The 26,091-nt window shown below is 73.4% G+C and carries 29 protein-coding genes; 7 read left to right on the forward strand and 22 right to left on the reverse strand.

Annotation, left to right across the window (positions count from 1 at the left end; genetic code table 11):
* Positions 1-99 precede the first annotated feature (99 nt).
* Together AB0D01_RS14865 and mshA are read right to left on the reverse strand one after the other, a co-directional pair.
* On the reverse strand, positions 100-585 hold the full coding sequence (locus AB0D01_RS14865; protein ID WP_363055548.1) for a YbjN domain-containing protein: 486 nt from the start codon (positions 583-585) through the stop codon (positions 100-102).
* Entirely contained in the window at positions 578-1,927 is a 1,350-nt protein-coding gene (gene mshA, locus AB0D01_RS14870; protein WP_363055613.1) for a D-inositol-3-phosphate glycosyltransferase, read from the reverse strand. Before mshA ends, AB0D01_RS14865 begins: the two co-directional genes overlap by 8 nt.
* 263 nt (positions 1,928-2,190) lie before the next feature.
* Between mshA and AB0D01_RS14875 the strand changes: the two genes are divergently transcribed.
* The 3 genes from AB0D01_RS14875 to AB0D01_RS14885 all read left to right on the forward strand — a co-directional run bounded on the left by AB0D01_RS14875 (position 2,191) and on the right by AB0D01_RS14885 (position 6,170).
* Entirely contained in the window at positions 2,191-3,003 is an 813-nt protein-coding gene (locus AB0D01_RS14875) for a class I SAM-dependent methyltransferase (RefSeq protein WP_363055549.1), read from the forward strand.
* 211 nt (positions 3,004-3,214) lie between these two features.
* Positions 3,215-4,333 carry an NlpC/P60 family protein gene (locus tag AB0D01_RS14880; RefSeq protein WP_363055550.1) on the forward strand — a complete coding sequence of 373 codons (1,119 nt, stop codon included), beginning with the start codon at positions 3,215-3,217 and terminating at the stop codon, positions 4,331-4,333.
* Between the two features lie 532 nt (positions 4,334-4,865).
* The gene (locus tag AB0D01_RS14885; protein WP_363055551.1) at positions 4,866-6,170 is read left to right on the forward strand and encodes a PP2C family protein-serine/threonine phosphatase; all 1,305 of its coding nucleotides are present in this window, start codon (positions 4,866-4,868) and stop codon (positions 6,168-6,170) included.
* A gap of 53 nt (positions 6,171-6,223) precedes the next feature.
* On the opposite strand, the gene AB0D01_RS14890 is transcribed toward AB0D01_RS14885, so the two are convergent.
* From AB0D01_RS14890 to AB0D01_RS14920, 7 genes are all read right to left on the reverse strand, one after another.
* Complete coding sequence (locus tag AB0D01_RS14890) at positions 6,224-6,562, reverse strand: DUF2516 family protein (RefSeq protein ID WP_363055552.1); 339 nt, start codon at positions 6,560-6,562, stop codon at positions 6,224-6,226.
* A 116-nt stretch (positions 6,563-6,678) separates the two neighbouring features.
* Complete coding sequence (locus AB0D01_RS14895; protein WP_363055553.1) at positions 6,679-7,272, reverse strand: hypothetical protein; 594 nt, start codon at positions 7,270-7,272, stop codon at positions 6,679-6,681.
* A 40-nt stretch (positions 7,273-7,312) separates the two neighbouring features.
* Positions 7,313-7,753: a helix-turn-helix domain-containing protein gene (locus AB0D01_RS14900; RefSeq protein ID WP_363055554.1), complete on the reverse strand. Its 441-nt coding sequence runs from the start codon at positions 7,751-7,753 to the stop codon at positions 7,313-7,315.
* A gap of 99 nt (positions 7,754-7,852) precedes the next feature.
* Positions 7,853-8,785 carry a sigma-70 family RNA polymerase sigma factor gene (locus AB0D01_RS14905; RefSeq protein ID WP_363055555.1) on the reverse strand — a complete coding sequence of 311 codons (933 nt, stop codon included), beginning with the start codon at positions 8,783-8,785 and terminating at the stop codon, positions 7,853-7,855.
* Positions 8,786-8,871: 86 nt separating this feature from the next.
* Complete coding sequence (locus tag AB0D01_RS14910) at positions 8,872-9,645, reverse strand: putative protein N(5)-glutamine methyltransferase (RefSeq protein WP_363055556.1); 774 nt, start codon at positions 9,643-9,645, stop codon at positions 8,872-8,874.
* Between the two features lie 87 nt (positions 9,646-9,732).
* Complete coding sequence (locus AB0D01_RS14915; RefSeq protein WP_363055557.1) at positions 9,733-10,980, reverse strand: GNAT family N-acetyltransferase; 1,248 nt, start codon at positions 10,978-10,980, stop codon at positions 9,733-9,735.
* 86 nt (positions 10,981-11,066) lie between these two features.
* The gene (locus AB0D01_RS14920) at positions 11,067-11,720 is read right to left on the reverse strand and encodes an AmfC protein (protein ID WP_363055558.1); all 654 of its coding nucleotides are present in this window, start codon (positions 11,718-11,720) and stop codon (positions 11,067-11,069) included.
* A 132-nt stretch (positions 11,721-11,852) separates the two neighbouring features.
* On the opposite strand from AB0D01_RS14920, the gene dtd reads away from it, so the two are divergent.
* Positions 11,853-12,278 carry a D-aminoacyl-tRNA deacylase gene (gene dtd, locus AB0D01_RS14925; protein ID WP_042801357.1) on the forward strand — a complete coding sequence of 142 codons (426 nt, stop codon included), beginning with the start codon at positions 11,853-11,855 and terminating at the stop codon, positions 12,276-12,278.
* Between the two features lie 67 nt (positions 12,279-12,345).
* On the opposite strand, the gene AB0D01_RS14930 is transcribed toward dtd, so the two are convergent.
* The 13 genes from AB0D01_RS14930 to AB0D01_RS14990 all read right to left on the reverse strand — a co-directional run bounded on the left by AB0D01_RS14930 (position 12,346) and on the right by AB0D01_RS14990 (position 22,364).
* Positions 12,346-13,314, reverse strand: coding sequence for a folate-binding protein (locus AB0D01_RS14930; protein ID WP_363055559.1), 969 nt, complete (start codon positions 13,312-13,314; stop codon positions 12,346-12,348).
* A gap of 67 nt (positions 13,315-13,381) precedes the next feature.
* Positions 13,382-13,852 carry a Fur family transcriptional regulator gene (locus AB0D01_RS14935; protein WP_363055560.1) on the reverse strand — a complete coding sequence of 157 codons (471 nt, stop codon included), beginning with the start codon at positions 13,850-13,852 and terminating at the stop codon, positions 13,382-13,384.
* A gap of 70 nt (positions 13,853-13,922) precedes the next feature.
* Complete coding sequence (locus AB0D01_RS14940) at positions 13,923-14,495, reverse strand: FABP family protein (protein ID WP_249767065.1); 573 nt, start codon at positions 14,493-14,495, stop codon at positions 13,923-13,925.
* Between the two features lie 301 nt (positions 14,496-14,796).
* The gene (locus AB0D01_RS14945; RefSeq protein WP_363055561.1) at positions 14,797-15,681 is read right to left on the reverse strand and encodes a hypothetical protein; all 885 of its coding nucleotides are present in this window, start codon (positions 15,679-15,681) and stop codon (positions 14,797-14,799) included.
* Complete coding sequence (locus AB0D01_RS14950) at positions 15,678-16,562, reverse strand: hypothetical protein (RefSeq protein ID WP_363055562.1); 885 nt, start codon at positions 16,560-16,562, stop codon at positions 15,678-15,680. Before AB0D01_RS14950 ends, AB0D01_RS14945 begins: the two co-directional genes overlap by 4 nt.
* Positions 16,559-17,290: a hypothetical protein gene (locus tag AB0D01_RS14955; protein ID WP_363055563.1), complete on the reverse strand. Its 732-nt coding sequence runs from the start codon at positions 17,288-17,290 to the stop codon at positions 16,559-16,561. Before AB0D01_RS14955 ends, AB0D01_RS14950 begins: the two co-directional genes overlap by 4 nt.
* 225 nt (positions 17,291-17,515) lie before the next feature.
* Positions 17,516-17,794, reverse strand: a complete 279-nt coding sequence (locus tag AB0D01_RS14960) for a DUF3099 domain-containing protein (RefSeq protein ID WP_363055564.1) — start codon at positions 17,792-17,794, stop codon at positions 17,516-17,518.
* Positions 17,795-17,900: 106 nt separating this feature from the next.
* On the reverse strand, positions 17,901-18,191 hold the full coding sequence (locus AB0D01_RS14965; protein ID WP_007265476.1) for a DUF1416 domain-containing protein: 291 nt from the start codon (positions 18,189-18,191) through the stop codon (positions 17,901-17,903).
* A 51-nt stretch (positions 18,192-18,242) separates the two neighbouring features.
* Positions 18,243-19,091 carry a sulfurtransferase gene (locus AB0D01_RS14970; protein ID WP_363055565.1) on the reverse strand — a complete coding sequence of 283 codons (849 nt, stop codon included), beginning with the start codon at positions 19,089-19,091 and terminating at the stop codon, positions 18,243-18,245.
* Positions 19,092-19,301: 210 nt separating this feature from the next.
* Positions 19,302-19,391: an Ms5788A family Cys-rich leader peptide gene (locus AB0D01_RS14975; protein ID WP_353962230.1), complete on the reverse strand. Its 90-nt coding sequence runs from the start codon at positions 19,389-19,391 to the stop codon at positions 19,302-19,304.
* A 156-nt stretch (positions 19,392-19,547) separates the two neighbouring features.
* Positions 19,548-20,255 carry a DUF2993 domain-containing protein gene (locus AB0D01_RS14980; protein ID WP_363055566.1) on the reverse strand — a complete coding sequence of 236 codons (708 nt, stop codon included), beginning with the start codon at positions 20,253-20,255 and terminating at the stop codon, positions 19,548-19,550.
* Between the two features lie 128 nt (positions 20,256-20,383).
* Positions 20,384-22,099: a hypothetical protein gene (locus tag AB0D01_RS14985; RefSeq protein WP_363055567.1), complete on the reverse strand. Its 1,716-nt coding sequence runs from the start codon at positions 22,097-22,099 to the stop codon at positions 20,384-20,386.
* A gap of 10 nt (positions 22,100-22,109) precedes the next feature.
* On the reverse strand, positions 22,110-22,364 hold the full coding sequence (locus AB0D01_RS14990; protein WP_363055568.1) for a MoaD/ThiS family protein: 255 nt from the start codon (positions 22,362-22,364) through the stop codon (positions 22,110-22,112).
* Positions 22,365-22,826: 462 nt separating this feature from the next.
* Between AB0D01_RS14990 and AB0D01_RS14995 the strand changes: the two genes are divergently transcribed.
* From AB0D01_RS14995 to AB0D01_RS15005, 3 genes are all read left to right on the forward strand, one after another.
* Entirely contained in the window at positions 22,827-23,630 is an 804-nt protein-coding gene (locus AB0D01_RS14995) for a response regulator transcription factor (RefSeq protein ID WP_363055569.1), read from the forward strand.
* Positions 23,631-23,654: 24 nt separating this feature from the next.
* Positions 23,655-24,677, forward strand: a complete 1,023-nt coding sequence (locus AB0D01_RS15000) for a LacI family DNA-binding transcriptional regulator (protein WP_363055570.1) — start codon at positions 23,655-23,657, stop codon at positions 24,675-24,677.
* 91 nt (positions 24,678-24,768) lie between these two features.
* A complete protein-coding gene (locus AB0D01_RS15005) occupies positions 24,769-26,037 on the forward strand; it encodes a trypsin-like peptidase domain-containing protein (RefSeq protein ID WP_363055571.1) in 1,269 nt (422 codons plus the stop codon).
* The last annotated feature ends 54 nt before the right edge of the window (positions 26,038-26,091 follow it).

Here is a 26,091-nt window from a genome sequence, read left to right on the forward strand (position 1 = left end):
CTTTCGCCCGGTGCGGCGAGAGTGCGTGCCGGGCGTCGCGGGGCAGGCGGGAGTTCGACGACAGACCCGAGGTGGCGTAGCGGGGTGGGCCCGCGGCCGTCACGCCGGGCGGGTCAGGTGCTTGAAGGCGTCCAGGTTGCGGGTGGACTCGCCGCGCGAGACGCGCCACTCGTACTCGCGCCGGATCGCGCTCGCGAAGCCCAGCTCCAGCAGGGTGTTGAAGGCCCCGTCCGCGGCCTCCAGGACGGTGCCGAGGAGCCGGTCGAGGTCGTCGGGGGTGACGACGGACAGGGGGAGGCGGGCCGTCAGGTAGACGTCGCCGAGCGGGTCGACGGCGTAGGCCATCCCGTACAGCTTGAGGTTGCGTTCCAGCAGCCAGCGGTGGACGCCGGCCTCGTTCTCGTCGGGGTGGCGGATGACGAAGGCGTTCACCGACAGGGAGTGCCGGCCGACGCGCAGGGAGCAGGTGGTGCTCAGCTTGCGGGTGCCGGGGAGCTGGACGACGTAGGTGCCCGGCCGGGGGCTCTCCCAGCTCAGGTCGGCGCCGGTCAGGACGGTCTCGATGATCGCGGCGGTGTCAGCCATGGTGGGAGCGTACGCGACGGCGGTGGTCGTGCATGGCGGCGGTGTAGACGTCCGCGGTGCCGCTCGCGGCGGTGTCCCAGCCGAAGAAGCGGGCGTGTCGGGCGGCCTGCCCGCCCATGCGGTCGGTGAGGCCGGGTTCGTCGACGAAGCGGCGCAGTTCGCGGGCGTAGTCGACGGGGTCGTGTCCGGGTACGAGGATGCCGGTCACCCCGTCGTCGACGGCGACGGGCAGCCCGCCGACGGCGGCGGCGAGCACCGGGGTGCCGGTGGCCTGGGCCTCGATCGCGACGAGCCCGAAGGACTCGTTGTAGGAGGGCATCACCAGGACGGACGCGGCCCGGAACCAGTCGGCGAGGGCGTCCTGGCGCACCGGCGGGTGGAAGTGCACGAGGTCGGTGATGCCGAGCTTCGCGGCGAGCTTCTGGAGCCCCTCGGGCTTGGCGAGGCCGCTGCCGCTGGGGCCGCCGACGACGGGGACGAAGAGGCGGCGGCGCAGCGAGGGGTCGCGGTCGACGAGCTCGGCGACGGCGCGCAGCAGGATGTCGGGGGCCTTGAGGGGTTGGATGCGGCCCGCGAACAGCGGGATCACGGCGTCCTGGGGCAGGCCGAGGCGGCTGCGGGCGGCGGCGCGGCCGTCGCCGACGGTGAAGCGGTCGAGGTTCACGCCGGGGTGGACGACGGCGACCTTGCCGGGGTCGGCCTCGTAGTGGCGTACGAGTTCGTCGGCCTCCTCGGCGGTGTTGGCGATGAGGCGGTCGGCGGCGGCGACGATCTGGGTCTCGCCGATGACGCGGGCGGCCGGCTCGGGGGTGTCGCCCTCGGCGAGCGAGGCGTTCTTGACCTTGGCCATGGTGTGCATGGCGTGGACGAGGGGGACGCCCCAGCGTTCGGCGGCGAGCCAGCCGACGTGGCCGGAGAGCCAGTAGTGGGAGTGCACGAGGTCGTAGTAGCCGGGGCGGTGGCCGGCCCAGGCCTGCATCACGCCGTGGGTGAAGGCGCACAGCTGTGCCGGGAGCTCCTCCTTGGCGAGGCCCTCGTAGGGGCCGGCGTCGACGTGGCGTACGAGGACCCCGGGCGCGAGCTCGACGGCGGGGGGCAGGCCGCCGGTGGTGGCCCGGGTGAAGATCTCCACCTCGATGTTGATCGCGGCGAGGCGTTTGGCCAGCTCGACGATGTACACGTTCATGCCGCCGGCGTCGCCGGTGCCGGGCTGGTGCAGGGGTGAGGTGTGCACGCTGAGCATGGCGACCCGGCGGGGCTTGCGGTGGTGGCCCACGGCGGGCAGGCGCAGGCGGGGCGGGTCGTGCCGGGTGGCGCGCGCGGCGGCGATGCGGCCGCTGATGCTGCCGCCGAGACGGGACACGTACTGGCTCAAGGGGGCGGTTCCTCTCGCTCGGACGATTGCGCTCGGCGCAGGGGCGGGGCGGACGACGGTCGGGGCGGACGATCGGGCCGCGGGTGACGGCATGGCTGCGGGAGCGCGGTCGGTGCGCCCTGCAAGCAGTGCAACCCGGATGGGCGTGCCGCGCATTCCGGGGTGTGGAAATTCCTCGTCGGTTTGCCGGCTTTTTATCTCGCGCGGGCGTTCCGCTTACGCTCCCCCCCATGGCTTCCCGCAGCACCCCGCCGCCCCCGAGGCGCCCTGTCGGCACCGTGACGCGGGGGACCACGAACCCGAACCGGCTGCGCCGCATGGACCGCTGGATCGCGGCGGCGCACGGGGCGGCGCTGCGGCGCGCGGACGCGCCGGTGGCGGTGGACCTGGGCTACGGGGCCGCTCCCTGGACGGCGGTCGAGCTGCTGGGGCGGCTGCGGTCGGCGGCGCCCGGGGTGCGGGTGGTGGGCATCGAGATCGAGCCGGCGCGGGTGTCGGGGGCGAAGCCGTACGAGCGGGAGGGGCTGACCTTCCGGCACGGCGGCTTCGAGGTGCCGCTGGACGGCGGGGAGCGGCCGGCGCTGATCCGGGCGGCGAACGTGTTGCGCCAGTACGACGAGGAGCAGGTGGCCCGGGTGTGGGGGCTGCTGTGCGGGCGGCTGGCGCCGGACGGGTTGCTGGTGGAGGGGACCTGTGACGAGATCGGGCGGCGGCACGTGTGGGTGGCGCTGGGGCCGGAGGGGCCGCGCACGGTGACGTTCGCGACGCGGTTGGGGTCGTTGGAGCGGCCCTCGGACCTGGCGGAGCGGCTGCCGAAGGCGCTGATCCACCGGAACGTGCCGGGCGAGCCGGTGCACGCGTTCCTGCGGGACTTCGACCGGGCCTGGTCGGCGGCGGCGCCGTACGCCTCCTACGGGGCGCGGCAGCGGTGGATCCGCACGGCTCGGGCGCTGGCCGGGGACTGGCCGCTGGCGGACGGTCCGGGGCGGTGGCGGCAGGGGGAACTGACGGTGCGCTGGGAGGCGTTGCGCCCGGCGGGGTGAATCTCGCGCGGTGGGGAACGGGTGTCGGGGCCGGCCCGTTGAGTCGTCTGGGATGGGCGGGGCCGGGGAGTTCATGATCGGAGGGGCATCCGGAGGGTGTCGGAATTCACCGAGTCGTGGCACCATCCCGAAGGCAGTGCCAAGTTACTGATGAATAGTCAGATCTGATGTCGGGTGACGTCGGTTCTGACCCGGGGCGCCTGGGGGAGCCATGGGGACCGCGAAGCGAGCTTCGTCACGACGACGGGGTGCGTCCGCTCTGACGCTGCTGTGCGCGATGGCGATACTGACGGCCCCCGGCCTGGCCGTGGGCGACGCGTACGCGGCTCCGACGCCCCCCGCCCCCTCCCCCTCGGCACCCGCCGCACCGGGCGCGCCGGCGCCGGACCCGGGCGCGAAGTCCCTGGACGAGGTGCGCAAGGAGATAGAGGGCCTCCTGCGTCAGGCCGGCGCGGCGACGGACGCGTACAACCTCGCGGAGAGCGAGACCAAGGCGCAGACGGAGCGGATCGTCGAGATCGCCAAGCTGGTGGTGGCGGGCCAGGACCGGATCGCCACCCTGAAGAACCGCGCGGGCGCCGCCGCCCGCGCCCAGTACCGCTCGAACGGGCTGCCGCCGGGCGCGCGGCTGGCGCTGAGCGACAGTCCGGCCGACTTCCTCGACGGCGCGGGCCGGCTGCGGCAGGGCGAGAAGGCCACCACGGACCTGCTGTCCGAACTGAACCGGACCCAGACGGACTTGGAGCGGTACGCCAAGGACGCGGGCGCCATCTGGCAGAAGATGGAGGAGAACCGGGTCAGGCAGGAGGCCGCCAAGAAGGAGATCGAGGAGAAGATCAAGGCGGCCGAGGCGCTGGAGAACAAGCTGGAGGCCGAGGAGAAGGCCCGGCTGATCCAGCTGGAGCAGGAAGCCCAGTACAAGGCGCAGACGGCCTGGCTGTCGACGGGCGCGATGAAGGGCGTCAACGGCGCGGCGACGGACGCCGGGCTGCGGGCGGTGCAGTTCGCCACGGCGCAGATAGGGAAGCCGTACGTGTGGGGCGCGGCCGGTCCGGACTCCTTCGACTGCTCGGGGCTGACCTCGCAGGCGTGGCTGAAGGCGGGGCGCGGCATCCCGCGCACCTCGCAGGAGCAGCTGCGGCTGCTGCCGAAGGTCGCGGTGAAGGACATGCGCCCCGGCGACCTGATCATCTACTTCGACGACGCCACGCACGTCGGCATGTACGTCGGGGACGGCGCGATGGTCCACGCCCCGCGACCGGGCCGCAACGTGACGATGGCGGGCGCGGGCTCGATGCCGATCAAGGCGGTCGTCCGCCCCGACGCGTAGCCCCTGCGGGGAGCCGCGGGAGGGGCCGGTGCGCCGGAGCCGCGGCCCCGGAGCGGAGCCCCTGCGGGGAGCCCCCGCACGGACCCGCGGCGCGCGGTCGCGGCACGGGCCGGGCCCGGGGCCAAGGGTGCGGGTCGCGGCGCGGGGCCACGGCTCGGGGTCCGGGCGCACGGTCACGGCGCGGGGCCACGGCTCGGGGTCCGGGCGCGCGGTCACGGCGCGGGGCCACGGCTCGGGGTCCGGGCGCACGGTCACGGCGCGGGGCCACGGCTCGGGGTCCGGGCGCACGGTCGCGGCACGGGGCCACGGCTCGGGGTCCGGGCGCGCGGTCGCGGCACGGGCCGGGGGGTCTCGGTGGGCGGGACGGGCGGGGGCGGGGTGGTGACGTTCGTCATCCCCTCGGTACGGGTTTCCCCCGCGATAAGGGCATATGACGGAGGCGGGCCGCCCGGCCCCCGTTCCCCTCGCCGGAACCGGCCGCTAGGGTCGGCGCATGAGCGCACCCTCGGGGGGAGGGAAGGAACCGGAAACGATGCCCGTACCCGTACCGCGGCAGAGGGACACCCCGGCCGCGGAGAGCGGTCCGGCGGCTCCCTCCGTCACCCTCGTGCCGACCGCGACCGCGACCGGCCCCGCCTCGCTGACCCTCCTGGTGATCGGTGAGGACCCCGCCGGCCGGCTGACCGTCCCCGAGATCCTCGACGCCGACGGCCACCACCGCATCCGGCTCCGCAGCGCCCGCAACCTCACCGAGGCCGCCCGACTGCTCACCCCCGACGTGCACTGCGTCCTGCTCGACCTGTCCCTGTCCGGCGGCGGCAACGCCAACGGCAATGCCAACGGCGGCGGTGACGACGGGGACGACGGGCTGACCACCCTGCGCGAGGTGCTGCGCATCGCCCCGCGCCACGCCGTGCTCGTCCTCACCGCCGAGGCCGACGCCGAACGCGCCGCCGAGGCCGTACGCGTCGGCGCCCAGGACTTCCTCTTCCGCGACGAGCTCGACGGCCGGCTCCTGAGCCGCGCCATCCGCTACGCGGTGGAGAGAAAACGGGCGGACATCGCCCAGTACAAGCTCGCAGAATCGAAACTGCGCGCCCAGGAGAACGCCCGTCTCGAACGCGGCCTGCTCCCGACGCCCCTCCTGGAGGGCTCCGACCTCCGTTTCGCCGCCCGCTACCGCCCCGGCCGCAGCCGGGCCCTGCTCGGCGGGGACTTCTACGACGCCGTCCGCACCCCCGACGGCACCGTCCACGCCATGATCGGCGACGTCTGCGGCCACGGCCCCGACGAGGCCGCCCTCGGCGTCGAGCTGCGCATCGCCTGGCGGGCCCTGACCCTGGCCGGGCTGTGCGGCGACGAACTCCTGGCGACCCTCCAGCAGGTCCTGGAGGTGGAACGTCCCTGCGAGGAGATCTTCGCGACGCTGTGCACCGTCGACATCGCCCCGGACGGCCGCCGCGCCGGCCTGTGCCTGGCCGGCCACCCGGCCCCGCTCATATCCCGGCCGGGCCGCCCCGCACGCCTGCTCCCCTACGAGAACAGCGGCCCGGCGCTCGGACTGCTGCCCCGGGCCCGCTGGCCCCGCCGCCAGGTCGAGCTGGGCGGCACCTGGAGCCTGATGCTGTACACCGACGGCCTCATCGAGGGGCGGATCGGCGAGGGCCGCGAGCGCCTCGGGCAGGACGGCATGATCGAGATGATCAACCGCCACCTGAACGCGGGCCTGAGCGGCGAGGGCCTGCTGGAGGCATCCGTCACCGAGGCCCGCCGCCTCAACGGCGGCGAACTCACCGACGACGTCGCGGTCGTCCTGCTCTCCCGCGCGGCGGGCTGAGCGCGCGAGCGCCGCAGGCGAGCGCCGTCAGCGACCGCCGTCAGCGACCGCCGTCAGCGACCGCCGTTGTAGGGGCCGTAGGGCCCATCACTGCTGCTGCCGCCCTTGCGGCGACCGCCGCCCGAGACCTGCTTGAGCGCGGGGCGCACGTCCACGAGGAACACGATCGTGGCGACCAGGCCCGCGATCTGCAGGAACAACATCCCGAGGAAGAAGTCGACGACGACCGTGATGCCCAGGATGACCAACCAGAACGTCTTGGTCTGCTTGTCGGCCGCCCGGAAGGCGTCCTCGCGCGCCATCACCGCCATCACGAAGGCCACGACGGCGAGCACCAGCATCGCGTAGCCGAGCAACGGGAGCACACCGTTGTTGAAACCCTGCATGAGCATCGTCTCGACCGCCTTCTCGCATCCACCACGCCTGACACCACGCTACCGCCGGAGCCGCTCTCCGAAACGACAACGAACCGGACACCATACGGGTGCCCGGCTCGTTCGGCCGTGAATCAGGCCTCCGCGCCGGCCTCCGCGGCCGGCTCGGCGGCCGCCTTCTTCGCCGCGCTCTTGCGCGCGGCGGGCTTCTTCGCGGCCGGCTTCTCCTCGGCCGCGGCGTCCGCGTCGGAGCCGGCGGCGGCCTCGGCCGGGGCCTCCTGCGCCTTCGCGGGCTCGGGCTCGACGACCTCCGCGATGTCCACGATCTCGTCGGCGACCTCGCCGCGCCAGGTGCGGACGGCCTGCTCACCGTGCTCGGCGACCTTGTCGTAGGTCTCCTTGGCCCGGACGGCGTACTCGGCGGCCACGCCGACGCCGCGCAGCGCCAGGTCCTGGGCGGTCTCGCCCAGCTTCTTCGGGTCGATCGCCCCGAAGACCTCGGCGACCTTGGCGGTGACCGCCTCCTGCGCCTCCTTGGCCTTCTCCTGCACGACCTTCGGGTCGGTGTTCTTCACGGCCTCGATGCGCGCGGGGGCCTCGGCGCGCAGCTGCTCGATGAGCCCGGGCACCTTCTTGGCCTGCTGTACGGCGAGGTCGGCGGTGCCGGCGGCGAAGTAGAGCGGGGTGGGGTCGGTGAGGGTCTTCTTCAGGTCATCGGCGATGGCCATGTGCTGGTCCTCCCGGATCACAGTCGGTTCGTAGGGGGCATCACGGTGTCGCGGGGCCCGGGTCGTCGGTGCCGACGCCGCCTCCGTGGCCGACGGCTCCGTCGGACTCGGCGGCCGCGACGGACCCGGCGGACTCGGCCTCGTTCTCCTTGCGGAACGCGTCGTAGATCTGGAGCAGCACCTGCTTCTGCCGCTCGTTGATCGACGGGTCCGACAGGATCACGGCCCGCGTCTCCACCTCGTCGCGGTCGCGCTCGTCGAGGATCCCGGCCTGCACGTACAGCGTCTCCGCGGAGATCCGCAGCGCCTTGGCCAGCTGCTGGAGGATGTCCGCGCTCGGCTTGCGCAGCCCGCGCTCGATCTGGCTCAGGTACGGATTCGACACCCCCGCCGCGTCGGCCAGCTGCCGCAGCGAGAGCTGGGCCTGTCGACGCTGCTCACGGAGGTACTCGCCGAGGTTTCCGACGTTGAGCGATGCCATGCCCCGATCCTGCCCGAGCCCGCTAACTTTTGCAAGCAGCCTGCTTGCAAAAGCTCCCGCCCGCCGCCGGGCCGCCCGCCGTCACCCGAGCCCTGCCCGTCAGCCCGCCGCCCCCTCCTCCAGCACCCTCAGGTCCAGCTCCGCCAGCCGCGACGGATCGCCCAGGACGTCGATGGCGACGATCTTCCCGCCCACGACGGTGAACGCCATCACCGACACCGCGCGCCCCTTGCGGACCACGACCACCCCCGCGGCGCCGTTGATCAGCGCCGGGCGGACGTACGGCGCCAGCGAGCCGTACGCGACCGCCTGGCCCCCGACCGTACGGGCACCCGTGAGCACCACCGAGAGCGGACTGCCGACACCCGCGTCGGAGCGCAGCACCACGTCCGGGTCGAGGACGGAGAGCAGCGCCTCGAAGTGCCCGTCGCGGGCGGCGGCGAAGAACGCGTCCACCGCCTCCCGCTGCCGGGCGAGGTCCGCGTCCGGGGCCGGCGCCTGCCCGGCCACCCGCCGGCGCGCGCGACTGGCGAGCTGCCGGGTGGCCGCCGGGGTCTTCTCCACCAGCGGGGCGATGTCGTCGAACGGCACGGCGAACATGTCGTGCAGGACGAACGCCAACCGCTCCGCCGGCGCCAGCGACTCCATCACCACCATCAGCGCCAGCCCGACCGAGTCCGCGAGGAGCACCTCCTGCTCGGGGTCGATCCCCCGCACCGAGCCGATGAGCGGCTCCGGGACGCGGGCCTCCAGGTGCTCGTCGGACTCCTCGCGCCGCTGTTCGCGCGAGCGCAGCAGGTTCAGGCACACCCGGGCGGTGACCGTCGTCAGCCACCCGCCGAGGTTCTCGATCCCCTCGGCGCCGGTGCGGTCGAGCCGCAGCCACGCCTCCTGGACGGCGTCCTCGGCCTCGGCGAGCGACCCGAGCATCCGGTAGGCCACCGCGCGCAGTCGCCCCCGGTGTTCCTCGAAGCGCTCCGCCGTCACCCCGGACGGCGCGGTCCGGCCCCCCGACTCCTCCACGTGCCCCACTTCGGCCCCTCCCCCTGTCGACGGCCGACGTCCGGCCGCCCCACGATTGTCCGACGCCCCGTCAACCGCCTTGGGGTGGGCCCCTCTTACGCGCTCAGGGGCGCCCGTCCGATCACGACGGTGGCGTACAGCTCCTCCGAGGTCACCGCCCGCACCTCCAGACCTCCGGCCGTCAGCGCGGAGGCCGTCACCGGCGCCTGCCGGGCGCTGGTCTCGATCAGCAGGTAGCCGCCCGGCGCCAGCCAGGCCGCGGCCCGGGCCGCGATCCGCCGGTGCACGTCGAGGCCGTCGGCGCCCCCGTCCAGGGAGACCAGCGGCTCGTGGTCGCGGGCCTCGGGCGGCATGAGCCCGATCTCCTCGGTCGGCACGTACGGGGCGTTGACCACGAGCACCCCGATCCGGCCCCGCAGGTCCGCCGGGAGCGCCGCGTACAGGTCGCCCTCCCACACCGATCCCCCGTACGGGGCCACGTTGCGCCGCGCGTAGGCCAGCGCGCCCGGGTCGATGTCGGCCACGTGCAGTTCGACCCCGCCGGGCACCCCCGCCGCCACGGCCGCGCCGAGGGCGCCGACGCCGCAGCACAGGTCCAGGACGACCGTGCCGGGCACGGCCAGCTCGACGGCCCGTTCCACCAGGAACTCGGTGCGCCGGCGCGGTACGAACGCACCCGCCCCGACCTCCACGCGCAGCCCCGCGAACTCCGCCCAGCCGAGGACGTGTTCCAGCGGTTCGCCGGCCACCCGCCTGGCGACCATGCCCTCCAGCCGGCCCTCGTCGGCGGCGGCCCCGACCAACAGGTCGGCCTCCTCCTCGGCGAAGACGCACCCCGCGGCGCGCAGCCGTTCCACCAGCGTTGTCATGTGACTCCGTGTTCCCGATTCCCTCGCGTGCCCGACCGACCCAACGTACTCAACCGGCCCCGCGGGCCGGTCCCGCCCGCCGCCCGCTCAGAAGACGTCCGGGCACCACGGGCTGCGGGCCGTGCGGAACACCGACTCCGCGAGCGCGAGCGCCCCGGGCCGCAGCTGCGTCACCCGGCCCAGCGCGCCCAACCGGACCGCCGACTCCCCGCCCAGGTACAGGGACCCCAGTTCGCTCGCCCCCAGTCGCAGGTCGGCCGGGTCCTCCGTACGGGCGCACGTGCCGGCGCCCGCGTCCAGTCGGTAGCGGCCCCCGGCCGGGCCGGCGGGGTCCTCGACCTCCAGCACCAGCACCCCGGGCACGGCGTACGTCCGGGCCTGAAGGGCCCGGACGACGTCCAGCACCCGCACCCACAGGAAGTCGGCGGCGGTCACCAGCCGGGCGGTCCGCGCGTCGGGCAGCAGGCTCGGCAGCAGGTCGTCGGGCGCCCGACGACCGGTGCGGACCTTCAGCACCCAGTCGACGGAGCACACGAACCGCCACAGCGCCCGCTCGGCGGCCGGGGTGACCGCGATCAGGTCGTTGACCTGGAGGGTGTTCTGCGGGAGCTTCGCGTCCGTCCAGTGGTCGTCGGCGACGTAGTCGACCAGGCCCTCGACCTCACCGGCCGGGTTGCGGTACACGGCGTGCATCTGCGTCCGGTACGGGCGGTGCGAGACCTCCTCCAGCCCCGTCCGCAGGGACCACCAGCGGGCGTCGCGGTTCACGACCCCGTGCACGGCCGCCCGCAGCCGCTCGTGCAGCGCGGGACCCACCCGGCGCACCTCGGTGACGTCGACCAGGTCGACGCGTCCCTCCCCCGGGCCGAGGAGGGCGCGGTGGCGGTCGAGTCCGGTGCGCGGGACGTCGACCTCCCACTCGTGGTGCGAGGCGGCGGGCCCGAATCCGTAGCGGCCGTAGATCGGGTACTCGGCGGCGATGAGGGTGGACACGACGTCGCCGCGCGCGTGGGCGGCGGCGAGTTCGTCGGCCATCATCCGGGTCAGCAGGCCCTGGCGGCGGTGGGTGGGCAGGACGGTGACGTTCGTGATCGCGCTGGACGCCACGGCGGCCCCGCCGGGGACGGTCAGCTCCTGCGCGAAGGAGCGGAAGGTCGCCACGCAGCTGCCGGTCTCGGTGTCGAATCCGCCCAGGGTGCGGGCCAGGTCCCCGTACTTCGAGCGCGCGGCGACGTCGGACGCGGTGGCCTCGCCGGGGGTCAGGAATCCGGTGTTGACGGTGGTCAACCACGCGGGGAGTTCGGATGCGGCGATCGGCCGGACGTCAGCACTCATGGGGCGCACGCTAACCGTCCGTTGCGCCCGGGTCTCCCGAATTTCCGCCCGCCCGCCGGCCCGCTCGGCGCCGACCCGCCCGTTCGCTACGCCAGCAGGTCGTCCACCTGCGCCTCGCCCTCCCGGTAGCGGCGGGTGATCTCCGCGCTGGAGTCGTCCGCCATCCGCTGGAGCTGCTGGCGGCGCCGCGAGACCTGCTGCTCGTAGCGGACCAGCCGGCCCATCGCGTCGTGCAGTTCGGCGTCCGTACGGGCGTCCAGGTCGGACAGTTCCACGTCCGAGAGCATCTCCGCCGCCAGCAGCCGGAACTCCTCGTTGTGCGGGGTGCCGAGCGTGACGTGCCGGGCGGAGGCGCTGCGCCGCGACGGGGCGTCGGCGAGGATCTCCGACAGCCGGTCCACCACGGGCGCCTCGGGGTCCGTACGGCGGGCCAGCTCGGCGCGCAGGATGTCGATGCGGCCCTGGAGGAGCCTGCGCACGTAGCTCAGGTCGGCCTCGTCGCGCTGCGCGTCGCGGCGCATCGCGCGCAGCTCCGGCAGTCCGAGCGCGGTGGCCGGGGCCGGGTTCGGGGGCGCGTCGCCGCCGGCGGCGCCGGCGGCCGGGGTGGTCGACCCCGGCTCGTGGCCCGAGCGCTGCGCGGGCGGGCGCCCGGTGACGCCCGGCGGGTCCGCGGGCGCGTCGGACGGCGCGGGAGCGACGGGTGAAGCGGGTGCAGGTGCGGAGGTACCAGAAGTGTTCATCGTTGCGTGTCCGTCCCCTCGACCGGTGCTGGGGGCACCGCCTGCGTGCATCGTGCCACTCTCCGTGGTACCGACGCAGTCCCACTCCACCCGATCGGCCCCGGACGGGTGCACGCCTGGTACACAGGTGGTATGCGAGCAGTGGTGCAGAGGGTGGACGGCGCGAGCGTCGTGGTGGCCGGCGAGACGGTCGGCGAGATCGTCGGCGAGGGACTGTGCGTGCTGGTGGGGGTGACCCACGACGACACCCCGGAGAAGGCGGCGGTGCTGGCGCGCAAGCTGTGGTCCGTGCGGATCCTGGAGGCGGAGAAGTCCTGTAGCGACGTCGACGCGCCGCTGCTGGTGATCTCGCAGTTCACGCTCTACGGGGACGCCCGCAAGGGCCGCCGCCCCACCTGGAACGCCGCCGCGCCCGGACCGGTGGCGGAGCCGCTGGTCGACGAGGTCGTGGCGCAACTGCGGGCGCTGGGCGCGACGGTGGCGACGGGCCGGTTCGGCGCGGACATGCGGGTCTCGCTGACCAACCACGGCCCGTTCACCATCGTCATCGACGTCTGAGGCGCCCGGGGCGCGTAGGGGGTGTGTACGGGGCGCGAGGCCGTCCCCGTACGCGCCCCCGGCCGTCCTACGGCGCCACGACGACCTCCTGCGCGGCGGCCGTCGTCCCGACCAGCAGCGGGGCGTCCACGGGAACGTTCCGCTTGACGAGCGCGAGCGCGATCGGGCCGAGCTCGTGGTGGCGCACGGCGGTGGTGACGAAGCCCAGCTGCCGCCCCTCCTCGCCGTCGGCGGCGAGGCGTACGGGCGCGCCGTGCGCCGGGAGCAGCACCTCGGAGCCGTCCAGGTGCAGGAAGACGAGCCGGCGCGGGGGCTTCCCCAGGTTGTGGACGCGGGCCACCGTCTCCTGACCGCGGTAGCAGCCCTTCTGGAGGTGGACGGCGGTGCCGATCAGGCCGATCTCGTGCGGGATCGTACGGTGGTCGGTCTCCAGGCCCAGGCGCGGCCGGTGCGCCTCGACGCGCAGGGCCTCGTGGGCGAGGAGTCCGGCGGCGGGACCGTGGGCGGCGGCGAAGGCCTCCAGGTCCGCGCGGGGCAGGAGGACGTCGCGGCCCCAGGGGGTCTCGCGGACGACGAGCTCCTTGTCGAGCTCGGCGATGGACCCGGCCGGGAGGTGCACGACGGCGAAGTCGGCGGTCCGGTCGGCGACTTCGACGCGGTAGAAGAACTTCATCGCCTCCAGGTAGGCGATCAGCTCGTCCTGGGTGCCGGGCTCCACGTGCGCCCACACCGTCTCGCCGTCGTCGACGAGGTAGAGGGCGTGTTCGATGTGCCCGTTCGCCGAGAGGATCAGCGCCTCGGTGGCCTGTCCGGCCGGGAGGTCGGTGACGTGTTGGGTGAGCAGCAGGTGCAGCCAGCTCAACCGGTCGGGTCCGCTGACGGCGACGACGCCCCGGTGCGAGAGGTCGACGAAGCCGCGGCCGGCGGCGAGGGCGCGCTGTTCGCCGTAGAGCTCTCCGTAGTGGGCGGCGACGCCCTCGTCACGGCCTTCGGCCGCTACGGCGCCGGGAAGATGGAGCAAGGGGCTGCTGGTCATGCCACCAAGCGTACGACCCCGCCCGGATCATGACGGGGGCCGTCGTGGACGACCGCCGGAGCGGGGCTCAGGGCGCGGCCGGGCCGGGGTCCGCACCGGGGGTGGGGGCGGCGGCGCGGCGGCCGGCGGCGCACTTGGCGCACAGGCCGAAGATCGCGAAGTGCTTCATGTCGGTGTCGAAGGCGAAGGTGTCGCGGAGCTTCGCCGTGAACTCGGCCGCGATGTCCAGGTCCGCCTCGATCACCTCGGTGCAGTCGCGGCACACCAGGTGGATGTGGTGGTGCCGGTCGGCGAGGTGGTAGGTGGGGGCCCCGTGCCCGAGGTGGGCGTGCGAGACGAGCCCGAGTTCCTCCAGCAGCTCCAGGGTCCGGTAGACGGTGGAGATGTTCACCCCGGAGGCGGTCTTGCGCACCTCGACGAGGATCTCGTCGGGAGTGGCGTGCTCCAGCGCGTCGACGGCTTCCAGCACCAGCTGACGCTGCGGTGTCAGCCGGTATCCGCGCTGCCGCAGGTCGCTCTTCCAGTCGGTGGTCACCACCCGGCCAGTGTAAGCGCGGGAAGGGGACCCCGGGCGTGCCCGTGGTCCCCTCGTCGCGGAGCGGGTCGGCTCAGCGGAAGAAGGCGATGCCGTCTTCCGGGAGCTCCGGGAGGTTGCGCGCCATGTCGGCGATCTCCTCCGGGGTGACGACCTTCTTCAGCTGGGCCGACATGTACGGACGCAGCTCGACCTCGGGGGTGGCCTTCTCGCCGACCCACATCAGGTCGCTCTTGACGTAGCCGTAGAGGCGCTTGCCACCGCTGTACGGGCCGGAGGCGGCCGTCCGGGCGACGGCGTCGGTGACCAGGTCGATCTGCGGCTTCTTGTCGGCGAGCTCGCCGTACCAGACCTCGACGACGCCCTGGTCGCGCACCATGACGATCTCGACCTTGCGGTCCTTGTCGATGCGCCAGTAGCCCGACTCGGACTCCAGCGGGCGCACCTTGTTGCCCTCGGCGTCGAGCACCCAGGAGTGGGAGGTGTACTCCAGGAAGTCCCGGCCGTCGTGGCTGAAGACGACTTCCTGGCCGAAGTTGCACTTCTCCTCGCCGGGGAAGTCGAAGACGCCCGCTCCCTCCCACGTACCGAGGAGGAAGGCGAGGGGGACGAGGCCCGGGTTCAGGTCGGACGGGATCTGGATCATGGTTGGCTGCTCAGGCGATCTGTGGGAGGGGTTCCGGGGCGGGCGGTCGGCCGCTTGCTCAGCGCTGACCCTGGTACAGCTTCTTGACGGCCAGGACCGTGAAGGCCATGACGCCGACGCAGACCAGGACCAGCAGGGAGGTGAAGACTGCCTCAAGCACGGGGTGCTCCTCGGAGGATTCGGTGCGGTGTACGGGCCGGTCCCCAAGCCTACTGGCCCGGGGACCGGAGCACTGTGTGAGGTAGCCCGTACCGCCCATCGGCCGGCAACGGGACCCGTCGGCTCGGTGCACTCGGTGCACTCAGTGCAGGAGCTGGTCCTGGAGGATCACCGTCTGGTGGAAGGGGACGGGGGCCACCTCGCCCTTGCGGCTCTGGAAGACCACCGCCTGGACGTCGCCGCCCTTGACGCAGCCCGCGACCAGCTGCTCGTCCCCGACGGGCGCGGCCTCGGTGAAGAGGGAGACGTCGGCCAGGTCCGGTGCCTCCTGGGCGTTCTTGGCCTTGCTCCAGGCGCTGTCTCCCTCGATCCGGTTGACCCCGTCGAGGTTCATGTTGATGCCGCAGCCCTCGAAGGTGTCCACGAAGCCGGAGGAGTGGAAACGCAGCAGGTAGACGCGGGTGCGGGTGCCGTCGGGCATGGTCCAGCCACGGGCGACGATCTCGCGCAGGCCCTCGTCGGTGAACCCCTGCCGCATCTTGGCGCGGACGGTGGACTCGTACTCCTCCAGGAAGGTGTCGACGGACACCTTCTGGTCCTTCTCCAGCTTGAGCCCGGCGTCCGGCGTGGAGCCCTCGGGCGCGGGCAGCAGGAGCTGGAGGAGTCCGGCGTAGTGGACGCCCTCCGGGTTGTCCTTGGCGAAGGGCTGCGCGGCGCCGGGCGGCAGGGTGGGCTTGACGAGCGTCGGGTACGTCCAGCGGCCGTCGTCCCGCGTGGCCAGGCCGGGCAGGTCGGTGCGCTCGGACCGTACGAGGCCGTACGCGACCCCCGTGCCGACCGCGCCGAAGACGAGCACCGCCGCCGTCCAGCGCAGGAAGGCGAACAGGGCCCGCCGGTCCTTGGGCGCGGCCGGTACGGGCGGCGCGGCGGGGGGCTGCGGGACGGACGGAAGGGGCGCCCCGACCGGCGCGGCGGGCGGCTGCGGGACGGTCTCGGGGCCGGCCGGGGTGGTGTTCTGCTCGGTCACACGGACTCCCCGGGGGACTTCAGGTGGGTCAGCTGGTTCTTGAGGAACTGCATGGCGTCCTGGGTGGACATCGGCTTGGGCCCGTAGGCACGGAAGTCGACCATCACGTCGCCCTCGACGGCCACGCAGTCGATCGACTCGATCGACTCCTTCTTCTCCTCGCCCAGGGCGACGATGGAGCACTTGGCGTCGGGGAAGCCGTCCACCTTGGGAGCGTCGCGCCCCTCCCCGATGATCCCGATGACCTTCTTGGTGATCTCGGAGAACTTGCCGAGGGCCTGCGGGTCCGCCTGCATGATGCGGACCTCCGTGACCATCCGACCGCCGCCGCGCGTGTAGCTGCGCCCGGCGAGTCCCTTGAGCTTCAGCTCGGCCAGCGCCTCGTCGCGCTTCTTGCGTTCGGCGCCGGACAGCCCCTTGCGGGCGTCCTTGAAGCCCTGGACGGCGCTCTCGCCGGAGACGAAGAAGTTGTTGCCGTCGCCGGCGAGGTCCGGGCCGAGGTCGTAGGCGTCGGGGACCGGGAGGAGCTTGCCCGAGAGGGCGTTGGCGGGGACGGGCGCGGGCGGTTCGGGCGTCGCGGCCTTGTCGTCGCGGGCGCTCCAGTAGCGGGTGGTCGCGGTCCGGTCGGCGCCTTCGAGCGCGCCGACGGCCGCGGCCCCACCGCCCGCGAGGACGGCGAGGGCCACGCCGGCCGCGATGAGGGCCGGCGCCCTGCGCCGCCCCGCGCCCGCCGGGGCCTCGGCCGCCTCGGGAGCCGGGGCCGGGGCCGTGGTCGCGGTCGGGGCCGCGGCCGGGGTCGGAGCCGCGTCCGGGGCCGGGGCGGGCGCGGCGACGGGCGCCGCGTCCGGGGACTGCGGGAGGTCTTCGCGGGGCTCGGTCACAGTCGCTCCAGCTGTCGCTTGGCCAGGTCGACGACATCGCTCTGCGTGATCTTGCCGCGTCCGTCGTAGTAGCCGATGTCCATGACGATGTCGCCGCGGCGGGCGATGGCCCGGGCCCCGCGCACGGGGTAGTAGCCGGGCTTCTCGTGCACCTCGGAGTCCACCCACACGTGGCCCAGGTCCGAGGGCAGGCCGGGAATGGCCACGCCGGGGTTGCCGGCGTACTTCTTCTCGGGCATGTACTGCGAGTGCCCGAGCTGGAAGTCCTCCGCGCCGGAGCGGTCGTTGAACTGGAGCAGCCGGACCTGGACGACGACCCGGTCGTTCTCCGTCCACACCGCCGAGGCGACCCGCCGGATCCCGCTCTCGGCCAGCTCGGGCAGCGCGAACTGCGGCTCCTCGAAGAAGTCCGCGGCGAAGTCGTCGAGGGAGTCGTAACCCCGGCCCTCGGCCTTCGCGCCGTCCGGCACCGGAAGCAGGAGTTCGGCGAGGTCGTCGTCCGTCTTGTGGTGACGGTTGGCGTTGATCGACTTGTTCGTCGTGGCGTCGTCCGGCGCGAGCGCCTTCGGCGTGACGAGCCCCTGCTGCGCCAGCGGCGGCAGCGGAGTGGGCTCGCGGTGGTACTGGACCGCGTAGCCGGTCACCGTGCCGGCGAGGACGCCGAGCACGAGGGCGCCGGCGATGAGGAGCGTCGTACGCCCCTTGCGGCGCGGCGGCGCGGAATTCACCGTGTCGGGATCCACCGCATCGGGATTCCCCGCGCCGGGATTCACCGGCGGAAATTCCGGAGTGTCCGATTCCGAACCCTTCTCGGCCGCATTCGACGGCTCGGGAACGGTCTGTTCTTGTTCCAAAGGAGGTCCCCCACAGGCCTGCGCGTCGGGTTCCGTTCACCCGCGCACACGCAAGACACCTTCGCCTACGGAGGAGTTGTAAGCATTCTTATTACGTTCTTATATAGGCGGGTCGTCTTTTCCCGGACGCCGCTTTCCGTCCAGTTCGTCCCACCACTCGTCGGACTTCGGATCGCCCGAGGGATCGTCCCACCAGCGGTCTTCCGGTCCCCGCCGGTTCGCGACCATCGCGGCGACCGGCGGGATGACCATGGCGACCACGCACAGGGCCACGGCCGCCTCCACCGAGAACAGGCGCACGAAGGACCAGGCGGAGACGAAGAGGAACAGGCATCCGCCCATGAGCAGGAAGTAGGCGCGTCGGCGCCTGGCGTACATGCTTCCAGCGTAGGTCCGGACGCGGACGGCGCGAAGGGCCGCACCCCGATCCAGTGGCGTCCAACCCCCGGGGGTGCGGCCCTTCGGCCGTTCTGCGTGCGGTGGCTCAGACCGCGATGGCCACGTCCGTCACGCCGCCGGCCTCGGCGACCACGACGGCGCGGTCGGCCTGGGCACCGGGGACGAGCGCGCGCAGCGTCCAGGAGCCGGTCGCCGCGTAGAAGCGGAACTGGCCCGTCGCCGAGGTCGGGACCTCGGCGGTGAACTCGCCGGTCGAGTCCAGCAGACGGACGTAACCGCTGATGGGCTCGCCGTCCTTGGTCACCTGACCCTGGATCGCGGTCTCACCGGGCTTCAGCGTCGCGAGGTCGGGCCCGCCGATCTGTGCTCCACACATGTTCTCTGTCCTGTCCTAGAGAGTTGCTACGAGGGCGTCGCGTGCCCGGGACTACTTGTTGGGGCCGAGCTCGATCGGCACGCCGACCAGCGAGCCGTACTCGGTCCACGAACCGTCGTAGTTCTTGACGTTCTCCTGGCCCAGGAGCTCGTGCAGCACGAACCAGGTGAGCGCGGAACGCTCACCGATGCGGCAGTAGGCGATGGTGTCCTTGGTGTCCAGGTCGACGCCCTCGGCCTGGTAAAGGGCCGTCAGCTCGTCGTCGGACTTGAAGGTGCCGTCGTCGTTGGCGTTCTTCGACCACGGGATGTTGCGGGCGCTCGGCACGTGGCCGGGGCGCTGCGACTGCTCCTGCGGGAGGTGCGCCGGGGCGAGCAGCTTGCCGGAGAACTCGTCGGGCGAACGGACGTCGACCAGGTTCTGGACGTTGATCGCGGCCACGACGTCGTCGCGGAAGGCGCGGATCGAGGTGTCCTGCGGCTTGGCCTTGTACGCGGTGGCCGGGCGGTTCGGGACGTCCTTGCCGTCGACCAGGTCGCGGGAGTCGAGCTCCCACTTCTTGCGGCCGCCGTCGAGCAGACGGACGTCCTGGTGGCCGTAGAGCTTGAAGTACCAGTAGGCGTAGGACGCGAACCAGTTGTTGTTGCCGCCGTAGAGGACGACGGTGTCGTCGTTGGAGATGCCCTTGGCGGAGAGGAGCTTCTCGAAGCCCTCCTGGTCCACGAAGTCGCGGCGGACCGGGTCCTGGAGGTCGGTCTTCCAGTCGATCCGGACGGCGTTGGTGATGTGGTTCTTGTCGTACGCGGACGTGTCCTCGTCCACCTCGACGATCACGACGTTGGCGTCGTTCAGGTGGGCCTCGACCCAGTCGGCGTCTACGAGGACGTCGCTGCGGCTCATGGTGTTCTCCTCCGGGGCAGTGTGCGGCGGGCTGTGCTGGTGCTGCGCTGCGGGGCTGGATGGTGCGGGGTGCGTGCGCGCCTTGGCGGACGTCGCGCCGGGCCGTTCGCGGGGAGGCGTCGGGGGCGGGAGGAAGGTGCGGTCGGTGCGATCACGCGGGATGAAGGGCCGAGGCCGTCGATCCGGCCGGTGGAGCGGAAGGCTCACACCTCACATGGAGCGACAGAGCATGGCGGCGACGCGACACAGGTCTACTGCCCGCCGCTTCGTGAGGTCCGCCTGCTGATGCTTCATAGGCATGGATCGTAGGGAGGAATCGGCCGCCCTGTCACCGGTGTGTCATATTCCGAGACCGGATCGTCCGGATAGTGGGATGAGAAAGCCCCGGACGGCCGCCTGGCGGCCTTCCGGGGCTGTTCGAGTGGCCCGTTCATCTGCGGATCGGACCGAGTCGTCTCACGATCCGGCCAGGGACACGTCCGTACCGCTCAGGGTGAGGTGCACACCCGACTCGTCCGAGGTCAGCGCCGAGAGCTGGAGACCGGCCGGCAGCCCCTGGTCGAGGCGCCGGTCGAAGTCGGTCCGCTTGCGGACGGCGGCCTCGATGCCCGGCAGTCCCTCGCCCGGGACGGAGTCGGCCCGCACCCGGACCGTCTTGCCGCCGCCCTTGGTGTCCACGAGCGTGACCGTCGACACCACGCTCTTGGTGACGGTCTTGCCGAGGAAGTCCAGCGTCGAGGTCACCTTGACCTTGCCCGGCGCCCCGCCGTAGGTCAGCGTGGCGTCGCTCTGCGAGGCCTTGGTGAGGTCCTCGTAGGAGATCAGCGCCTTGCCCTCGGCGCGGCGGGCGGTGCCGCCCGTGTAGTCCCCGTTCAGCTTCACCTCGTGGAAGCCGGCCTCCAGCCGCGTCAGGCGCGTCTTGCGACCGTCCGCCTGGGCCTCCACGCCCTCCAGCTTCAGGTCGACCCGCTCCAGGTCGTGGCTGAGCGCCTGCGTGAGGAAGGGGAACCCGTGGATCTCCACCTCGGCGCTGCCCAACCCCTGCCGGGACTGGATCTTCTCGGCGAGCCGACCCTCGGCGTAGCCGACCGCCCAGCGGTCCACCCCCACGAACAGGGCGCCCAGCACCACTCCGATGATCACGACGACGCGCAGAAACCGCACGTGCCCCTCCCCCTTGCTAGTCGGTACTGCGTTCTAGTGGACCATGCCCGGGTGTCGGGGCCCTGTCAGGTCGGCGTACGGGCGGGCGGGGGTGCGGGCGGATCGGGGCGCGGGCGGGCCGCCGGGGATCAGACCACCACCCGCCCGATCAGGTAGACGGCGGGAGCGGCGACGGCCAGCGGCAGCGCGACACCGGCCGTCATGTGCACGAACTTCGACGGGTAGTCGTACGCCGCCACGCGCAGGCCGACCAGCGCGCACACGCCGGCGGCCAGCCCGAGCAGCGCTCCGCCCGCGCCGACCCCGGTCAGCCCGCCGACCGCGATGCCCGAACCGGCCGCGGCGGCCAGCGAGACGGCCACCGAGGCGGGGGTGGGCAGCGGCAGGGCCCGGGTGAAGACGGCGACCGCGACGGCGACCGCGCCCACGGTGACGGCCTTCGTGTCGGCGGCCAGGAAGCCCGCGCACACGATCGCCAGGGCCGCCGAGGCGACCGAGGCCATCAGCCCGTACATCCGCTCGTCGGGATCGGCGTGGCTGCGCAGCTGGAGCACCAGCGTGAGCAGCACCCAGGCGCCGAGGGTGCCGATGATCGCGCCGGGCCCGTACGTGTCGTCCACCGCGAGGACCGCCGCGTCGGCGACGAGCGCGCCGGCGAAGGCGAGGGCGATGCCCTGGCGGGCGGGCCACATGCCGTTGAGGCGGAACCAGCCGGCCGCGGTGAGGCCCTGGAGGGCGATCAGCGGCAGCAGGAGCGCGTACTGGCCGAAGAACGCGGCCAGGGCCATCAGCAGGCCCAGGGCGGCGGTCAGTATGGCCGACTGCGGACCCGGGTCGATGATCGGCGAGCGGCCCTCGGCGCGGGCCTGCGCGGGGTCGACGGCGCGCAGCGTGTTGCCGCCCAGGGTGGGCGGCGAGTACGCGTCGGGACCGGCGGCGGGGGCCGGCTCGGTGTCCCGTACGGGCGGCAGGTAGGCGGTCCGCTCGGCGGCGGGGCCGTCGTCCACGACCGGCGGCAGGTAGGCGGTCCGCTCGGCGGCGGGCTCGGTGTCCCGCACCGGCGGCAGGTAGGCCGTCTCGGCGGCGGCGCCGTCGGGCGCGGGGGCCACGGGGGACGGGTACGCCGGCTGCTCGGCCGGGAGGTCCCGTACGGGCGGCAGGTACGCCGTCTCGGCGGCGGCGGAGGCCTGCGGGGCCTCCTCGCGGAACCAGCCGTCCGGCGCCATCGGCTGCGGCTGCTGGGGCCGCGCGTGGCGGGGCTGCTGCTCCCGCACCGGCGGCAGGTAGGCGGTCTCGGCGGCGGCGTCGTCCCGTACGGGAGGCAGGTAGGCGGTCTCGGCGCCCGCGCCCGTGGCGTCGGCCTGCGGCCACGGCGCGGCGGCCTGCGGCCATCCGGACTGTTGGACCGGCTGGGGCTGTACCGGCTGCTGCGGGGCCTGCTGCTGCGGGGCCTCCTCGCGGAACCAGCCCTCCGGTGCCATCGGCTGGGGCTGCTGATGCTGCTGGTGCTGCTGCTGGTGCGCCTGCACGGGCGGCAGGTACGCGGTCTCGGCGCCCGCGCCCGTGGCGTCGGCCTGCGGCCACCCGTACTGCTGCACCGGCTGCTGCTGCACCGGCTGCTGCACCGGCTGCTGCGGGGCCTCGTCGCGGAACCAGCCCTCGGGCGCCGGCGCGGCGGCCTGCCCCGGGACGGCGCCCAGCGGCGGCTGCACCGGCTGGTAGCCGGTGTCCCAGGTGTCGGACGACCAGGTCTGCGTGGAGTAGGGGTCCTGCGGCGGCTGCGGCTGCGGCTGACCCTGCTGCCGGTGGTGCTGCCCCTGCTGCTGTTCTTCGGGAGTGCTCATCGGTTCCCGCTCACCCGCCCGCGAACGGCGGGAGCACCTCGACGGTGCCCCCCTCGGTCAGCAGGACGGCGTCGTGGGCGCGCTTGCCCACGGGCTCGTCGTTCACCAGGAAGGAGCAGCGCTGCAGGACCCGGGTGAGCTCCCCCGGGTGGGCTTCCCGCACGGCGTCGAGCGCCTCGGCCAGTGTGCGCGCCGAGTACGGCTCCTCCGCAGTCTTGGCCGCGGCTTTGGCCGCCGCCCAGTAGCGGATGGTTCCGGTTGCCACTGCAGCTCCTATCAGTCGGCTCTCTACCGGCCTCCATGATGACCCCTCCGGGGCTCCACCCCGGTGTGCGTCCGCGCGCCCCTCGTGCGCCCGGCGGGGCCCGCCGTACCGGTCGGCGGGCCGCCGATGTGGTGAAACCGGGGCATACGCGGGGCCCGGGCGTGGCACGGACCACAGAACGCGGCCCCCGGAGCCCTCGGCCCGCGAAGGACCGGTGGGCTATTCTGGCGGCGTAGAGGATCCGGGCAACGTAGCCCCCGGGTCCTTTTGTGCTTTCAGCACGTTGAACGGACCGAGAACAGTGGCGCTCCTCCGGCCCCAGGGCGCGGGGCGGGGCGGGGCGCCAGGCAGTCGTACGAAGCAGTACCACGCAAGTCCTCGACGGGACCGAGGAGGAACCGACGTGATGGACCCGCGAACCGCGCAGGCGCACGACCACCCGACCCGGGCAGGTGGTCGGGCATGAGCTCCCTCCTGCTTCTGACCAATGCCCTCCAGCCCTCGACCGAGGTGCTGCCCGCGCTCGGGCTGCTCCTCCACAACGTCCGGGTCGCGCCCGCCGAGGGCCCGGCCCTCGTGGACACCCCCGGCGCCGACGTGATCCTCGTCGACGGCCGCCGCGACCTGCCGCAGGTGCGGTCGCTGTGCCAGCTGCTGCGCTCAACCGGGCCGGGCTGTCCGCTGATCCTCGTCGTCACCGAGGGCGGCCTCGCGGCCGTCACCGCCGACTGGGGCATCGACGACGTCCTGCTGGACACCGCCGGGCCGGCCGAGGTCGAGGCGCGGCTGCGCCTGGCGACCGGGCGCCGCCAGCTCGGCTCGGACGACTCCCCGATGGAGATCCGCAACGGCGACCTGTCGGTCGACGAGGCGACGTACAGCGCGAAGCTGAAGGGGCGGGTCCTGGACCTGACCTTCAAGGAGTTCGAGCTGCTGAAGTACCTCGCCCAGCACCCGGGCCGGGTCTTCACCCGCGCCCAGCTCCTCCAGGAGGTGTGGGGCTACGACTACTTCGGCGGCACCCGGACGGTCGACGTGCACGTACGGAGGCTGCGCGCCAAGCTCGGCCCCGAGCACGAGTCGCTGATCGGCACGGTCCGCAACGTCGGCTACCGCTTCGTCACACCGGAGAAGGTGGAGCGCGCGGCCGCGGAGGCGGCCGAGCGGGCGGCCTCCGCCCAGGGCTCCGGCTCGTCGGCGGGCCTCCCCCGGATGGAGGAAGGCGCTGTGAGCATCCACTCGGCAAAACACCCTGCCCAGAGGTAGGTCACCCCGCGTAGACTGCCGCGCGTGGCCAAGGTGACGCGGGATGACGTTGCACGACTTGCGGGTACGTCTACCGCCGTCGTGAGCTACGTCATCAACAACGGACCCCGGCCGGTCGCCCCGGCCACGCGCGAGCGTGTACTCGCCGCGATCAAGGACCTGGGCTACCGCCCGGACCGGGTCGCGCAGGCGATGGCGTCACGCCGCACGGACCTCATAGGCATGATCGTCCCCGATGCCCGTCAGCCGTTCTTCGCGGAGATGGCGCACGCGGTCGAGCAGGCCGCCGCCGAGCGCGGGAAGATGGTCCTCGTCGGGAACTCCGACTACCGCGACGAGCGCGAGGTCCACTACCTGCGGGCCTTCCTCGGGATGCGGGTGTCCGGACTGATCCTCGTCAGCCAGGGCATGAGCGAGCGGGCCGCCTCCGAGATCGAGGCGTGGGACGCGCGGATCGTGCTGCTGCACGAGCGGCCCGAGGCCATCGACGACGTGGCCGTCGTCACGGACGACATCGGCGGCGCCCAGCTCGCCACCCGCCACCTCCTGGAGCACGGGCACGCGTACGTGGCCTGCATCGGCGGCGTCGAGAACACCCCGTCCGTCGGCGACCCGGTCGCCGACCACGTCGAGGGCTGGCGGCGGGCCATGCTGGAGGCCGGGCGCTCGGTCGAGGGCCGGCTCATCGAGGCCCCGTACAACCGCTACGACGCGTACAAGGTCGCCCTGGAGGTCCTGGCCCGGCCGGACCGGCCGACGGCGATCTTCTGCGCGACGGACGACCAGGCCATCGGCGTGCTCCGGGCCGCCCGCGAGCTGCGCATCGACGTCCCCGAGCAGCTGGCGGTGGCCGGCTTCGACGACGTCAAGGAAGCCGCGCTGACCGACCCGCCGCTGACGACGATCGCCTCCGACCGGCCCGCGATGGCCCGCGCGGCCGTGGACCTCGTCCTGGACGACGCCCTGCGCGTGGCGGGCTCGCGCCGCGAGCGCCTCAAGCAGTTCCCCTCGGCCCTGGTCATCCGCCGCTCCTGCGGCTGCCGCTGACCCAAGGCCTTATATCGGGCATACGCGGTTCTGTCGGGCTTCTCAGCGGGGACTCAGGAAGCTCTCATGAACCGGCGCCAGAGTCGGGGACATGACCGAGAGCTTCCGCCGCGAAGGCGACCCGCAGGAGAACCGCCCCGACCGGAACGCGCCCTTCGGCGAGGACTGGCAGCGCGGGCGCGACCGGTTGGCCCACGACGCCGGGGTCGGCCCCGCGGCCGGCGCCTACCCGCCGCCGCCGGCCCACCCGCCGACCGTCCCGCCCGCCCCGCCCGGGTGGTACGAGGCGCACCAGCCCCCGGTCATCCAGGGCGAGACCGTCCCCCGACCCGCCGGCGGCGCGGGCGGCGGCGCGGACGGCACCGGCTGGGCGAGCCGGGACGGCGTCGGCGGTCCCGCGCACGCCGCCCCCGCCCGCGCCAAGCGGCCCGTGGCGCTCATCGCCGCCGTGGCCCTGGCCGCCGCCCTCGTCGGCGGCGGCACCGCCGCGGCCGTCCAGCAGTTCCTCGCCCCGCACGGCGGCGGCGTCGGCGGGATCAACGGCACCAACGCCTCGCAGTCCAACACCGGTACCGTCTCGGGGGTCTCCGAGCAGGTCAGCCCGTCCGTGGTGCGCATCGACACCCGCACCTCCGGCGGTCAGGGCACCGGCTCCGGCATCGTGCTCACCGCCGACGGGGAGATCGTCACCAACAACCACGTGGTGAGCGGCGCCGCCGAGATCCAGGTGACCATGAGCGACGGCAAGAAGTACGCCGCCAAGCTCGTCGGCACCGACCCCGCCAAGGACCTGGCGCTGATCAAGCTCCAGGGCGCGAGCGGCCTCAAGCCCGCGACCCTCGGCGACTCCGACCGGCTCAAGGTCGGCGACCAGGTCGTCGCCATCGGCTCCCCCGACCGCCTCACCGGCACCGTCACCAGCGGCATCGTCTCGGCCCTGAACCGCGACGTGAACGTCCCGAAGTCCGAGAACCCCCAGCAGCAGCGCCGGCAGCAGGGCGACGGCGGCTGGCCGTTCTCCTTCGACGGCCGCCAGTTCAACGGCGACACCGGCTCGAACACCACCTCGTACAAGGCCATCCAGACGGACGCCTCCCTCAACCCGGGCAACTCCGGCGGCGCCCTGGTCAACATGGCCGGCGAGATCGTCGGAATGCCCTCCGCGATCTACTCCCCCGCCGCCGACGGCGCGAGCGCCGGCAGCGTCGGCCTCGGTTTCGCCATCCCGGTCAACACCATCAAGGCCGACCTCGACTCCCTGCGCGGCGGCGGCCCCGGCGGCGCGGGCTCCTCCGACGGCTCCTCCGCCGGCTCGGGCTACGGCGGCGGCACGGCGAACGGCTTCGGCACCTCCTTCTGACACCCTGGGAGGTGCCCTCGCACGCTCCGACCGGCTCCGACCACCACCCCCGGG

It is taken from the genome of Streptomyces sp. NPDC048606 (assembly GCF_040650855.1).
Classification (GTDB): Bacteria; Actinomycetota; Actinomycetes; order Streptomycetales; family Streptomycetaceae; genus Streptomyces.

What these genes read in the sequence shown, in the direction of transcription:
- AB0D01_RS14865 (WP_363055548.1), bottom strand. Translation starts at nt 585, where the DNA reads ATGGCTGACACCGCCGCGATCATCGAGACCGTCCTGACCGGCGCCGAC.
- AB0D01_RS14875 (WP_363055549.1), top strand. Translation starts at nt 2,191, where the DNA reads ATGGCTTCCCGCAGCACCCCGCCGCCCCCGAGGCGCCCTGTCGGCACC.
- AB0D01_RS14880 (WP_363055550.1), top strand. Translation starts at nt 3,215, where the DNA reads ATGGGGACCGCGAAGCGAGCTTCGTCACGACGACGGGGTGCGTCCGCT.
- AB0D01_RS14885 (WP_363055551.1), top strand. Translation starts at nt 4,866, where the DNA reads ATGCCCGTACCCGTACCGCGGCAGAGGGACACCCCGGCCGCGGAGAGC.
- AB0D01_RS14890 (WP_363055552.1), bottom strand. Translation starts at nt 6,562, where the DNA reads ATGCTCATGCAGGGTTTCAACAACGGTGTGCTCCCGTTGCTCGGCTAC.
- AB0D01_RS14895 (WP_363055553.1), bottom strand. Translation starts at nt 7,272, where the DNA reads ATGGCCATCGCCGATGACCTGAAGAAGACCCTCACCGACCCCACCCCG.
- AB0D01_RS14900 (WP_363055554.1), bottom strand. Translation starts at nt 7,753, where the DNA reads ATGGCATCGCTCAACGTCGGAAACCTCGGCGAGTACCTCCGTGAGCAG.
- AB0D01_RS14910 (WP_363055556.1), bottom strand. Translation starts at nt 9,645, where the DNA reads ATGACAACGCTGGTGGAACGGCTGCGCGCCGCGGGGTGCGTCTTCGCC.
- AB0D01_RS14915 (WP_363055557.1), bottom strand. Translation starts at nt 10,980, where the DNA reads ATGAGTGCTGACGTCCGGCCGATCGCCGCATCCGAACTCCCCGCGTGG.
- AB0D01_RS14920 (WP_363055558.1), bottom strand. Translation starts at nt 11,720, where the DNA reads ATGAACACTTCTGGTACCTCCGCACCTGCACCCGCTTCACCCGTCGCT.
- dtd (WP_042801357.1), top strand. Translation starts at nt 11,853, where the DNA reads ATGCGAGCAGTGGTGCAGAGGGTGGACGGCGCGAGCGTCGTGGTGGCC.
- AB0D01_RS14930 (WP_363055559.1), bottom strand. Translation starts at nt 13,314, where the DNA reads ATGACCAGCAGCCCCTTGCTCCATCTTCCCGGCGCCGTAGCGGCCGAA.
- AB0D01_RS14940 (WP_249767065.1), bottom strand. Translation starts at nt 14,495, where the DNA reads ATGATCCAGATCCCGTCCGACCTGAACCCGGGCCTCGTCCCCCTCGCC.
- AB0D01_RS14960 (WP_363055564.1), bottom strand. Translation starts at nt 17,794, where the DNA reads ATGTACGCCAGGCGCCGACGCGCCTACTTCCTGCTCATGGGCGGATGC.
- AB0D01_RS14965 (WP_007265476.1), bottom strand. Translation starts at nt 18,191, where the DNA reads ATGTGTGGAGCACAGATCGGCGGGCCCGACCTCGCGACGCTGAAGCCC.
- AB0D01_RS14970 (WP_363055565.1), bottom strand. Translation starts at nt 19,091, where the DNA reads ATGAGCCGCAGCGACGTCCTCGTAGACGCCGACTGGGTCGAGGCCCAC.
- AB0D01_RS14975 (WP_353962230.1), bottom strand. Translation starts at nt 19,391, where the DNA reads ATGCCTATGAAGCATCAGCAGGCGGACCTCACGAAGCGGCGGGCAGTA.
- AB0D01_RS14985 (WP_363055567.1), bottom strand. Translation starts at nt 22,099, where the DNA reads ATGAGCACTCCCGAAGAACAGCAGCAGGGGCAGCACCACCGGCAGCAG.
- AB0D01_RS14995 (WP_363055569.1), top strand. Translation starts at nt 22,827, where the DNA reads ATGAGCTCCCTCCTGCTTCTGACCAATGCCCTCCAGCCCTCGACCGAG.
- AB0D01_RS15005 (WP_363055571.1), top strand. Translation starts at nt 24,769, where the DNA reads ATGACCGAGAGCTTCCGCCGCGAAGGCGACCCGCAGGAGAACCGCCCC.